At 47.4% G+C, this 12,850-nt stretch carries 8 protein-coding genes; all 8 read left to right on the top strand.

The window, feature by feature from the left end; translation table 11 throughout:
• Positions 1–227: 227 nt before the first annotated feature.
• The 8 genes from ABIN91_RS08880 to ABIN91_RS08845 all read left to right on the top strand — a co-directional run bounded on the left by ABIN91_RS08880 (position 228) and on the right by ABIN91_RS08845 (position 12,750).
• Positions 228–1,886 (top strand): hypothetical protein, encoded by a 1,659-nt coding sequence (locus ABIN91_RS08880; RefSeq protein WP_348050655.1) that lies wholly within the window; start codon positions 228–230, stop codon positions 1,884–1,886.
• Position 1,887: 1 nt separating this feature from the next.
• A complete protein-coding gene (locus ABIN91_RS08875; protein WP_348050653.1) occupies positions 1,888–3,501 on the top strand; it encodes a hypothetical protein in 1,614 nt (537 codons plus the stop codon).
• A gap of 232 nt (positions 3,502–3,733) precedes the next feature.
• Positions 3,734–4,963: a glycoside hydrolase family 88 protein gene (locus ABIN91_RS08870; RefSeq protein ID WP_348050652.1), complete on the top strand. Its 1,230-nt coding sequence runs from the start codon at positions 3,734–3,736 to the stop codon at positions 4,961–4,963.
• Between the two features lie 8 nt (positions 4,964–4,971).
• Positions 4,972–6,876, top strand: a complete 1,905-nt coding sequence (locus ABIN91_RS08865) for a glycoside hydrolase family 97 N-terminal domain-containing protein (RefSeq protein WP_348050650.1) — start codon at positions 4,972–4,974, stop codon at positions 6,874–6,876.
• 24 nt (positions 6,877–6,900) lie between these two features.
• Positions 6,901–7,797, top strand: coding sequence for an ROK family protein (locus ABIN91_RS08860; RefSeq protein ID WP_348050648.1), 897 nt, complete (start codon positions 6,901–6,903; stop codon positions 7,795–7,797).
• 34 nt (positions 7,798–7,831) lie between these two features.
• Positions 7,832–9,064, top strand: coding sequence for a sugar MFS transporter (locus tag ABIN91_RS08855; protein ID WP_348050646.1), 1,233 nt, complete (start codon positions 7,832–7,834; stop codon positions 9,062–9,064).
• 129 nt (positions 9,065–9,193) lie between these two features.
• On the top strand, positions 9,194–10,276 hold the full coding sequence (locus tag ABIN91_RS08850; protein ID WP_348050644.1) for a substrate-binding domain-containing protein: 1,083 nt from the start codon (positions 9,194–9,196) through the stop codon (positions 10,274–10,276).
• A gap of 125 nt (positions 10,277–10,401) precedes the next feature.
• Positions 10,402–12,750, top strand: a complete 2,349-nt coding sequence (locus ABIN91_RS08845; RefSeq protein WP_348050642.1) for a heparinase II/III-family protein — start codon at positions 10,402–10,404, stop codon at positions 12,748–12,750.
• Positions 12,751–12,850: the final 100 nt, after the last annotated feature.

Here is a 12,850-nt window from a genome sequence, read left to right as displayed (position 1 = left end):
CTATCACCAAAAATGTGTACCATGACCGTTGGCAAACGATATTACTAACCCAATTCATAAAAGTACCTGCACCACGGCAGGCTTTATAAAAAAAATGAGCGAGGTGCCTGTGTAACTAATAGCATCGCCATTTTATAAAAAGTTACTTTTTGATTTGCTAAATCGGTTAAGTTTGATAGTTTTGAATTAATATTTCAGACGACCGATCTAAAAACCTGTTTTAAGCAATGATAAAAAATCTACTGGCACCTATACGGCTAATGGCTACTGCTGTATTATTATTTGCTGCTTTTGCTGCCCACGCCGCGGTTTGGCAATGGTCGGTTTTGGTGCGGAATGCTAAAGAGAACGCTGGCCAGGCACGGGCGTATTTGTGGATACCACCCAACTGTAAACAGGTTAAAGCCGTGGTGTTCGCGCAAAACAATATGGAGGAGCAATCCATACTGGAAAGTGCCGGTTTTAGAAAAGAAATGGGTAAGCTTGGTATTGCCGAAGTATGGGTAAGCCCTGCCTACGATCTGAAATTTGTATTTACCGAAGGCGCCGGCGAAACATTTAACGGCATTATGGCCGATCTGGCGTCGGCATCGGGCTATACGGAGTTAAACACACAGCCCATTATACCCATGGGGCACTCGGCCGCGGCAAGTGCCCCATATTATTTTGCGGCCTGGGCGCCGCAGCGTACATTGGCCTGCCTGTCGGTAAGCGGGCAGTGGCCATATTTTCGTAATACCGCTTTTGCGCCTGATATTTGGGGCGAACGAAACATTAACTTTGTGCCCTGCCTGGAAACCATGGGCGAATACGAGTCGGCAAATACATGGTCGGCCGAGGGCCTGAAAGAGCGGGCGGCACACCCGCTGCTGCCGCTGAGCATGCTGGCCTGCCCCGCCGAGTTTCATTTCGCGGCAAGCGAAAGTAAGATAGCCTACATCGCCTTTTACATTAAAAAAACGATGCAATACCGACTACCCGCTAATACACCCGCCGGGAAAGAACCGGCATTGATCCCGATAGATCCCACTAAAACAGGCTGGCTTGTTGATAAATGGCGGCTTAACCAGGCACCAACCACCGAACCGGCGCCGGTAAGCAAATACAAAGGCGACCCGGCACAGGCGTTCTGGTTTTTTGATGAAGAGCTGGCAAAAGCTACGGCAGCTTACGAGGCCGGGTACCGGAACAAAAAGCCCCAACTGATCGGTTTTGTTCAGCAGGGTAATATGGTGGCGCAGCGTAACGTTCACCAGCAGTTTAACCTCAGGTTTGTGCCCGGGGCCGATGGTATTACCTTTAACCTGCACACCGCATTTTACGATACCGTTCCTGGTGGCAGCCCAAGGCCTGCAGGCTGGGCGCAACTAAAGGTAGGCGAAGCCATTGGTCATGCCCAAACAGCCATGCCTATCAAGGTTGACCGAATAACGGGCCCCTTTGTTAAACTAAACGACTCCACCTTCCGGGTACAGCCGCAATTGGGCTTTTGGCAGTTTCCGCATAGTTACGAGTTATGGTTTTCGGCCACGCACCCCGGCAATGATGAATATAAACCAGCGGCACAGCAGGCGTTAATGCTGGTGCCGCCACGAAATGTGCAGGGCAGGGAACAGCATATTACTTTTGCTGCTATAGCAGATCAAAAGACCGGGGCAAAAGGAATAAAGCTCAGTGCCACATCAGATGCCGGAGTGCCTGTCGGTTTCTTCATACAAGATGGTCCGGCAGAAATTGAGGGCGACCATATTAACCTTACTGACATACCGCCCTGTAGCCATTATCCCGTAAAGGTAACCGTTGTAGCCTGGCAGTATGGTAACAGTAACGAGCCTAAGCTGCAAACAGCCGCGCAGGTAGAACGTGTTTTTTGGATAAATAAATAATATGGTACGCAAACTACTGTTTTGTTTATTGATTAATTTACTGGTGCTGAGCGCCCATGCGCAGTACGATAAGCCGCAGTACCATGTGTACCAATACGCGGCTAAGGTGGGTACGCGCACAGCTTATTTGTGGATACCGCCAACATGCGGGCATGTTAAAGGAGTTATCGTTTCGCTTGCCAATTTATTGGAACGCAATTGGTTGGAAGACCCGCTTATCCGCCAAACGGCAACCGACAATGGTTTAGGCATCATCTGGATAGGGGCGGCACAGCGCGGCGACCAAACCCTTACCGCGGATATGAAGCCCGGTATGGAGTTGGTGTTTCAACAAATGCTGAATGATCTGGCAGCACAATCGGGCTATACTGAGTTAAAAAGCACCCCGGTTATACCAATGGGCCACTCGGCCAACGGGCATTTTGCATGGACCTTTGCCAACGCTTTCCCTAACCGTACCATAGCCTGCATACCTGTAAAAACGGTTCCCTTGCCCGATACCTTAAAATTTAAAAATATCCCGCTGTGCTATGTGGTGGCCCAAACTACCGAGTGGCCCCAATACCGTGTGCCCGACCCGGCAACAAAACCCGGCGACCGCGATTTTTACTGGCCAGTAGTGCGCCAAACAGCATTAAAGCTGCGTGCCAAAAGCAACGATAATTTAATTGGCGTGGTAACAGACCCCGGTGGCGGCCATTTCGATTGGAACGAGAACCTGGCCAGGTTTATCGCCCTGTTTATTAGCAAGGCTTGTAAATACCGTTTGCCGGATGATGGTTCGGGTGGGTTAAAGCCGGTAACTAAACAAGGCGGATGGCTTACGGATACTAAAGGTATGAATCCGGACGAATTTTTGCCCGCGCCATTTGCTTTATTTAAAGGCCGTGCAGCAGATAGCTATTGGTTTTTTGACAAAGAGACTGCGCAGGCCGCCACCGCATTTGAAGGCGACCGCGTTGATCGGAAAAAACAAATGCCAACCTTTGTGCAATACGGTAAACCGCTGCCCGTAGCCAAATTAGGTTATGCCGCGTTAAAGTTTCAGCCGGATACGGATGGGCTGTCATTTAACGTAAAAGGCGATTTTTTAACTGAACTGCCCCCCGAACTTATTGGCGCCGGAACCAAACTGGGGCATGCCGATGTGCCTACCCGGTTTAGGGTAATAACCGGCCCCGCTGTCCAAACCGGCCCTTACTTGTTTAAACTGCAGTTTGATCGCGCGGGAATGGGTGGGGAGCTGTGGCTGCAAGAAGATGCAGCCGGCGATAAGGAATACCGCCATGCCACACAACCGGGCATGATGCGTATACCGGCAAGGTTAACCGACGGAAAACCACAGACGATAACTTTTGATAAGCTACCTGATACTAAGCGGAGTGCAAAGCAATTGCGGTTAGCGGGTAGGGCAGACTCAGGTTTGCCTGTTGGCTATTACGTGGTGGCCGGCCCGGCCTATATAGAAAACGGAATACTTTATTTTACACCTATCCCTATAAAAAGTGAGTATCCCGTAATGGTTACTGTGGTCTGTTACCAGTGGGGCAGCAGCATACAACCGCTCAACCGGTCGGCAGAACCGGTTGAGCGATCGTTTTACCTGATCAAATAAGGGCCGATTGTTTTTTACTAAACCCGGTTAGACGCGTACTTAATCGGTTTTGTTGTGAAATCTCCGCTTTTTTAAGTGTTTTAAGATAAATTTTTTAATAAACCGCTCTATAGTTTAATATAATTTAAAAACTTTTTAAATATTTGCTAAACCGATTTAGGGTTAATATTTTTGATGCTTTATAATATACCAATATTAAGCCTATACTAAACAAAATGCCGTGTTTTTTACCATGCGAAAATTAGTGCTCATTACCTTATTGCTGGCTTTAAGCAGCACATGCCCGCGGGCTTATGCGCAGCAGCGGTTTGATCCCGCCAAGGCCATTAACTACTGCGCCGCGCAGGCCGTTAAAACATTAAAAGTTATACCGGCCGATTCGGTAAACCTGCCACGCAATATCGATCAGGGTAAAATTAATTGGCGCTTTATAAAATACCGCGATTGGTGCAGCGGCTTTTGGCCGGGCGTTTTGTGGTATTTATATGAGGGTACGCATAAGGCACAGTTTAAAATTAATGCCGAAAAATTTACAACGGAACTAACACCGCTATCATACACGCCGGGCTTTGACCATGACCTGGGTTTCCAGGTGCATAATAGCTTTGGCAATGGCTACCGGTTAACGCGTAACGCGGCGTATAAGCCCGTTATTTTGCACGCTGCCGATTCGCTGGCTACTTTATTTAACCCCAGGGTTGGCACCATACTATCATGGCCGTCTATGGTAAAAAGGATGGGCTGGCCGCATAATACCATTATCGATAACATGATAAACCTGGAGATGTTGTTTTGGGCATCAAAAAACGGGGGCAGTAAAAAGCTGTACAACATAGCCGTAAAACATGCCGAAACAACCATGCATAACCACTTCAGGGCCGATTACTCGGCTTACCATGTGGTAGTTTACGATACCCTTACCGGAAAGAAAATTAAGGGCGTAACCCACCAGGGCTATGCCGATAACTCGATGTGGGCCAGGGGGCAATCATGGGCCATATATGGTTTCACCATGTGCTACCGCGAAACAAAAAAGGCTGAGTTTTTAAACTTCGCGCAAAATGTGGCCGATGTATATTTAAAGCGCCTGCCGGCAGATGGGATACCCTATTGGGATTTTGACGCGCCCGATATCCCTAATGCGCCCAAAGATGCTTCGGCTGCCTGCGTTACCGCATCGGCACTATTGGAGCTTTCTACTTTTGTACATGATAAGACCAAAGCCGCAACCTATCGCCGCAAGGCTGAACAAATGCTGGCTATGCTATCGTCGGCCAAATACCAGAGTCGCGATGTGAACGATGCTTTCCTGCTACACTCCACGGGCCATAAACCTAACGGAAGCGAAATTGATGCCTCCATCATATACGCCGATTATTATTATCTGGAGGCACTGCTGCGGCTTAAAAAATTACAACAGGGGCAAAGTTTGTACACACGTTTAACCCATCCTGTAAAATGAGTTACAACATGATAAAAAGGCTGTTTTTTTGTTTTTTGATGCTGACGGTATCCGGCCTTGCCGGATACGCGCAGACTATAGTGCCCGGTAGCCGTGTAACACAATTATCGCCCGATAAAAATATCAGCATCGCGTTTTACCAGAAAGAGGTGCCGGGCAATAAAAGAACCATGTATTACTCAGTTAGCTATAAAGGCAAAGCGGTGATACAAGAATCGGTGATGGATGTGCAATTAGATAATCACCTATCCGAAAGCGCGATGGCCCTTAAGGTAGATGAGCATGAAAACTGGTGCGAAAACCTGAAGGTGACCGGTATTAAAACATCACAAAAAGACACCAGCTGGAAACCCGTATACGGCGAGCAGAGTGATATCCCCGATCATTATAATGCCGTTACGGTTGAGCTGGTTAAAGATGATAACCCCATCTACAAAATGAATGTAGAGATACGCGCTTATAACGAAGGGGTAGCTTTCCGTTATTTTTTTCCGCTAAATGAAAAGGGAACCTATTACCGCATTATGGCCGAGAATACCACGTTCAGCCTGCCGGCAGATACCAAGGCATGGGTGGCGTACTGGGCGCAGGCACCGTATCAAAAACTACCGTTAGCTAACTGGAAATGGGAAAGCGAGCGCCCTTTAACCCTCGAACTTCCCAACGGGCTATACGCCTGCCTGGCCGAAGCACAAATGGTTGATTATGCCCGCACCAAGTTTAAACTCAGCGCAATGCAGCCCAATACGCTGGTTACATCCATGTTTACTCCGGCTGACCTGATATCGCCATTTGGCACACCCTGGCGGGTAATTATGATAGCCGAAAAACCCGGCGACCTGGTTGAACATGATGCTATGCTGCTAAACCTTAACCAACCTAACGCCATAAAAAACACCGCCTGGATAAAGCCGGGCAAACAAATGCGCGTAATGGCGCAAACCACCGCCGATGCCAAAGCGAATATTGATTTTGCCCTGCAGCATAACCTGCAATATGTACTGTTTGATTGGAAATGGTATGGCCCTGCGTTCGAGTTTTCGTCGGATGCATCCAAAGTTGCCATCCCCGATTTTGACCTGCCGGGCATTATCCAATACGGTAAAGAACGTGGTGTGGGTGTATGGCTATACGTTAACCAGCAGGCTACCTTAATGCAAAGCGATAGTTTATTCGCCATTTACCATAAATGGGGCGTAAAAGGTGTTAAAATCGGCTTTGTGCAGGCAGGATCGCACCGATGGACAACCTGGCTGGAAAAAACGATACAGCAGGCCGCCGCCAACCAAATTATGCTGGATATACACGACGACTGGCGCCCCACCGGCGAGCAGCGTACCTGGCCCAACTTGCTATCGGCAGAAGGTATTCGCGGAAACGAAGAAATGCCCGACGCCACACATAACACCATATTGCCCTTTACCCGCTGTATAGCCGGTGCCGCCGATTATACCATTTGCTATTTTGATAAGCGCATAAAAACTACGCATGCGCACCAACTGGCATTGGCGGCTATTTATTACAGCGGCCTGCAAACCCTGTATTGGTATGACAGGCCAGCGTATGCCCATAACGAACCCGAACTAGAGTTTTGGGATAAGATACCCGCAACCTGGGACGAGACCAAAGTTATACAAGGTATACCGGGTCAATACATTACCACCGCCCGCCGCAGCGGTGCCGATTGGTTTATTGGCACCATTACAAACAACGATGCCCGCAGCCTGAAACTGAACTTTAACTTTCTGCCGAAAGGCAAAAATTATATCGCCAGCATTTATTCGGACGATGCGGAGGTGCAGACGGCCACACATGTAAAAGTGGAGCGTGTTCTGGTTAAGGCGGCAACAATCATCACCATAAATTTAAGTAGATCCGGTGGGCAGGCCATTTGGCTCAGCCCGGTTAAGTAAGCAATATAGCCGCAACTAATTTGAATGAACAACGTGGATAACAATAAACATATCATCAGCGCGGATATTGGCGGATCGCACATTACGGCGGCTATAGTGGACCTCACCAGTAAGTGCATTGTAGAACATACCCGTACACGGTTAAGTGTGGATTCGGGCGGTACTTGGGCCAATATTTTAGACACCTGGGCCAACGGGCTAAAAGAAACGCTCGCTAAATTTAATATCCCGGTGGATATGATAGCCATGGCGATGCCGGGTCCGTTTGATTATAAGCACGGCATATCGTGGATACGCGGGCTTGATAAATATGAGGCCATTTACGGATTGAACATTAAACAATACCTGGCAACGGAGTTAAACATAGACCTGGAAAATATCCTTTTCAGGAACGATGCCGAGGCTTTTTTACACGGCGAAGTTTTTGCAGGCGCGGGGCTGGGCTTTAAAAAGATAATAGGCATTACACTAGGCACGGGCCTGGGCTCGGCCTGCAGTAAAGATGGCATAACGGTTGATGCTAACCGCGGCAGCTTTAAGTTTGGCGATACCATTGCCGACGATTATATGAGCACGCGCTGGTTTTTGAAGCGCTACCACCAGCTAACAGGCGTAGCCATGCCCAATGTTAAGGAACTTGCCGCAATTGCCTATACAGATGTAAATGCACAGCAGGTTTTTGAGGAATTTACCGCTAATTTGGTGCTGTTTTTAAAAGATTTTATAAACGAAGAAAGACCTGAACTACTTGTTATAGGCGGAAACGTCGCCAAAGCATCAAAGCTTTTTTTGCCGGCTCTTAAATTTGAGCTGGCTGCTTATTTTGATTATATAGATATAAAAATCGCTGAGCTTGGAGAAGACTCATCAATTATGGGGGCCGCCGCAGCATTTGATGCTGTAGCACTACCCGGCAATTAACATAAACCAATTAAAACCAATTTAACCTTGTACCATGTCGCAAAAAGCCGCTTTTACTGAGAAGAGATTTATTGTCACGTTTATTTTTGTCACGTCGCTATTTTTAATGTGGGGGGTGCTCCATTCCATGAGCGATGTACTGAATAAGCACTTCCAAAATGTATTAAACCTGTCCATATCACAATCCGGACTCATCCAGTTTTCGGTATTTGGTGCCTATTTTATCATGAGCATTCCGGCAGGAATATTTATGAAGAAATACGGATATAAGCCTGGCGTAATATTAGGCCTGTGTTTATTCGCAATCGGCTTGTTTTTATTTGTTCCGGCGGCTAATGCAGGCTCGTTCGCATTTTTTAGAATAGCCCTGTTTATTGTTGGTTGTGGTATGGCAACGCTTGAAACTGTTGCCCATCCGTTTGCAGCAGCCTTAGGCGATCAGCGCAGCAGCGACCTGCGCGTAAATTTTGCACAAACATTTAATGCGGTAGGTACTATCATCGGCCCGGTCATCGGTGGCTTTTTTCTTTTAAGCGGCGACACGGTAAAGTCTACCGATCTCACTTCAGTAAAAACATTATATGTAGCTATAGGCATCGTAGTATTATTAATAGCCGCAGCCTTTATATTTTTAAAAATACCGGCGTTGGTTGATCCTCACACTGCTACATCGGTTGAAGACGCTGAAGCGGTTAATGTTGATGTTGCTCCTTCAAAAAAATTATATCAGCACAGCCATTTTGTATGGGCTTGCGTGGCGCAGTTTTTTAATGTAGCAGCGCAAGCAGGTACCTGGGCCTATTTTATCAATTACGGCGTTAGTATTATGCATTTCAGCGATGCGAAAGCAGCCTATTTTATGAGCCTTTTTATGGGCATGATGTTGCTCGGTCGTATTGTAGGGACATCGCTTATGACAGTTATAGCACCTAATAAGTTGCTGGCCACATTTGCTGTGTGTAATATACTGATGTGTGTTATCGTAGCGCAACATTGGGGCTGGTCATCATACATCGCGTTGCTGATGATTAACTTTTTCTTCAGTATCATGTTCCCAACCATTTTTAGCTTGGGGTTAAAAAATCTGGGCAGCCATACACAACAGGCATCATCATTTATTGCAATGGGTGTAGTTGGTGGCGCATTATTCCCATTTGTTATGGGCCAGGTGGCTAACCATAGTGTTGCACAGGCTTATTATTTACCTATTGTTTGTTATGTGGTGATCTTCCTTTTCGGATATAAATTTTATAAGGTAAAGCATTAATGCCAATGAGCGCTGAAGATGTTGCGGGGTTTGACAGCGTAATGCAGTGATGTATAAATTATATATTAGACGGATGTGGCTGCAAAATAATTTTGATAATTTTATAATTAATTAAGATCGGTTACCGGGATGAAAAAAAAGATAACTATTGGCGATATAGCAAGCGAACTGGGTATTTCAAAAACAACGGTTTCGTTTGTGCTAAACGGTAAAGCCCGTGAGAACCACATTAGTGTAGCCCTCGAAAAAAAGATACTAAAACACATTGAAAAGGTAGGCTATCGGCCAAACCACTTTGCGCAAAGTTTGCGTACCGGCAAAACCAAGATCATCGGAATGTTGATCGAAGATATATCCGATCCGTTTTTTGCATCGATAGCCCGTATTGTTGAAGAAATTGCCTACAGCAAGGGCTACAAAATATTTTATAGCAGCACCGAAAACGACCCGCAAAAAACCCGAGACCTGTTGCAGGTATTCCGTACCAGGCAGGTTGATGGCTATATTATAGCCCCGCCGCCGGGAATAGAAAAAGAACTGAAAGAACTGGTTGACGATGGGCACCCCGTAGTGGTGTTTGACCGTACGCTGCCCGGTTTTAAAGGCGATAACGTGGTTGCTGATAACTACCAGGGCGCATTTACAGCCATACAGCATTTTATTGATAACGGTTACCAGCGCATAGCCATGATAACGCTCAACTCGGATCAGGTGCAGATGATAGAGCGTCAAAAAGGGTATAACGACGCCATTAAAGCAACAGGCCAGCTGCCCATTGTAAAAAAGGTGACTTACCACGATGATAAAGAGCATAGCATACGAGAGATACAGGATTTTATTGCCGGTAACGGGAATATTGACGCCGTATTTTTTGCGACCAATTACATTGCCGATAATGGTCTGGAGGCGATACGTAACCTTAACCTCAGCATTCCGCAGGAGCTTGGTGTTATTGTTTTTGACGATTATAACCTGTTCAGGCTGTTTACCCCATCTATAACCGCAATATCACAACCGATTAAAGAAATGGCCGAGCGGGTGATCAACCTCATGCTGGAGCGTTTATCGGCCACGGCCGAACCTGGCGAGGCACGTAGTTTTGTTTTGTCAAGTACGCTGATGGTGCGTAACTCTTCGTTACCTAAAACACATGTGCCCTTTTTGCCGCAGGAACGGGTAGGCGGTATGATACCCAAAACACGGCCATCGTAAAGCATTTTAAATAATTACCGCACCTGGAGCGAATTAGTCGGTTGTTACTAAATCGATTTAATACCTAATGCTTCAAAAGCGACACTTTATATAGAATATAGACGGTACCACCTGACGATAGAATCATGAAACTCCATTCCCCAGTAAAGATGAGCAGCTTAATAGCGCTGTTTTTAGTTGTGACAAACCTGTGCTACGCCGGTAAAGGGCGCCCGCGCCTGTTTTATACCGACGAAAAGATAAGCGAGCTCAAGGCACAGATAAAACAGGATACCGCGATTAACCATGCCTGGCTATTTGTTTTGGCTAAGGCCGATAAGGCGCTTAGCCAAAACAACCCTGCAACCGCTATCGACGACCTCGGATTAGCCTACCGCATGACCGGCGACCCCAAATACGCGGCTAAACTAAAGGAGTTATTGCTGGCAGCCTGTAAAAAAACAAGTTGGGAAGCCGCCGAAATGCTAAACCGTGACCCGGCCTGGCGTGCGGGCCTTAACAGTGCCGAGCAGAGCTATAGGGTTGCCGTGGGTTTTGATTGTATTTACGATCAGTTGTCGGCAGATGAGAAAAAGAGCATTGCCGGCGCACTGGTAAAATTGGGCATCGAACCTGCCTTGGGCGATTGGGTAAGCGGCAACCGGCGCATACACAGCCTCAACTCGATGGGGCATAACTGGTGGAGCGCGGCGGTTTTTATGGCAGGTGTGTCGGCTCTGGCTATACGCGATGAAGTGCCCGAAGCGAGGGAATGGGTACGCACGGTGGAACATGCATCGGTACAATGGTTCAATTTTTCGGGCGATCAGTTAAACAATAAACCGGCCACCTTTGACCGGGAGGGCGGCTTTTACGAGAGTGTTGGCTACGCGGCCTTTGCCAGTAAAGAGTATTTGCTTTACCGTTTGGCTTATCGCAACAGCTTAGGTGATACCGCGGTTGATGTGCCTTTATTAAACACGCTCGGCGATTTTTTTACCAATGCCAGTTACCCAGGTACGGCAACAAGCATGATGCTCAACTTTGGCGATTCGCATGTGGATAACCGCGAGTGGTACCCGCTACTGTTACTGATGGCTAACGGTTACAAGGCCGACCGGTATTTAACTGCTTTAAATAACCTGCAAAAGGGTTTGGCGAGAAACGCGCGCTACTATTATTCGGCATTGGGGTTGGTTTACAACCAGCAAAAGGGTAAAGCGGCCGAATTGGTATCGGGTTTACCCGACTCAAAACTATACCCTGATATGGGCTGGGCCATGCTACGCTCGTCGTGGAAGAACGACGCGGATATGCTGGCGGTAAAATCAGGCACGACCTGGAACCACGCCCATGCCGACGCGAACTCGTTTATCCTGTTTCATGATGGCGAAAACCTGCTTACCGATGGCGGTACGGTGTTTTATAATAATCCGCAATACTCGGATTACTTTTTCCAGAGCGGGGCGCATAACGTGGTGCTGTTTAACGGTGAGGGGCAAAGTAAGGATGATGAGTATTTTGGTGTAAAAACGCCCGGCAAACTGTATAACCTGATGGATGCCGGTGGCTTTAAATATATTTATGGAGATGCGACCGGCCCAACATCGAAAAACTTTGAGCGTAATTACCGTCACTTTTTGTGGATAGGCAATGTGGTGCTCATTATTGATGATCTGAAAGCGCGTGAGGCCGGAAAAATGGAATGGTTGCTGCACTACGGCGATGCCCAGGCCAAACAAGACGGGCTGGATATACGCATTACCAAAAACAAAGCGCATGTTTTGGTAAGACCGCTGTTCCCCGAAACATTGCCAAATGGCGGTTTCCCGCACGATTTTCCGGAGAAGCTTATCCTCACCGAAAAGGAAGGCCTGCATGACCATACCGCCAACGTGAAAGAGAACTATTATGCCATTGCGGCACCCGGAAAAATGCGCCAAACCAAGTGGATAACCGCCGTTATTTTAGCCGATGAGCAGGATAGTAACCTGCCGATTATCGAAAAAATAGAAAGCAAGGATATGATAGGCATAAAGCTTACGCAAAACGGCACGGTTACCAAGGTGTACCTTAACCTGCAGGCCGATGGCAAAATGATGGGCCGCAACAGCAACAACAGCTTTGATGGCTGGGAAACCGATGCCTATTTAACGGCGGTAAGCTATCCGGCAAAGGGGCAAAACAATATGGGGGATGCCACCAGGTACTTTATTGCCAATGGCAGCTACCTGCGTAAAGATGGCGCGGCGGTTTTAAACAGCATAGCCAAAGTATTTATGATTGCCGATATTAAGCCCGGTAAACTGGATGTACACTTGCAGGGGCAGCCAATTATGGAGGCCGGGGTTTATGCGCCGGGCAAGCCCAAACAGGTGCAGCTAAACAACCAGTTGTACAGGCCGAGGTATACAGATAAAGACCAGGTGGCGACCGTTGTTGTAGCCGATGGGGAACACCAGCCGGAAGCCAGGCAATTGCTGGGCGACCGGTAAGAACCGACCCGTCAAAAAAAGCCATGCCGAAAATTTTCGGCATGGCTTTTTTCATTTTATAAAGTGTGTTAACCAAACACTTTCGGGTTGTTTAGTAACA

It is taken from the genome of Mucilaginibacter sp. (assembly GCF_039921305.1).
Lineage (GTDB): Bacteria > Bacteroidota > Bacteroidia > Sphingobacteriales > Sphingobacteriaceae > Mucilaginibacter.
The sequence above is the reverse complement of the archived record's forward strand: the minus strand, read 5'-3'. Positions and strand labels throughout refer to the sequence as shown.

Coding starts and splice junctions, on each gene's coding strand:
- ABIN91_RS08880 (WP_348050655.1), top strand. CDS start 228: ATGATAAAAAATCTACTGGCACCTATACGGCTAATGGCTACTGCTGTA.
- ABIN91_RS08875 (WP_348050653.1), top strand. CDS start 1,888: ATGGTACGCAAACTACTGTTTTGTTTATTGATTAATTTACTGGTGCTG.
- ABIN91_RS08870 (WP_348050652.1), top strand. CDS start 3,734: ATGCGAAAATTAGTGCTCATTACCTTATTGCTGGCTTTAAGCAGCACA.
- ABIN91_RS08865 (WP_348050650.1), top strand. CDS start 4,972: ATGATAAAAAGGCTGTTTTTTTGTTTTTTGATGCTGACGGTATCCGGC.
- ABIN91_RS08860 (WP_348050648.1), top strand. CDS start 6,901: ATGAACAACGTGGATAACAATAAACATATCATCAGCGCGGATATTGGC.
- ABIN91_RS08855 (WP_348050646.1), top strand. CDS start 7,832: ATGTCGCAAAAAGCCGCTTTTACTGAGAAGAGATTTATTGTCACGTTT.
- ABIN91_RS08850 (WP_348050644.1), top strand. CDS start 9,194: ATGAAAAAAAAGATAACTATTGGCGATATAGCAAGCGAACTGGGTATT.
- ABIN91_RS08845 (WP_348050642.1), top strand. CDS start 10,402: ATGAAACTCCATTCCCCAGTAAAGATGAGCAGCTTAATAGCGCTGTTT.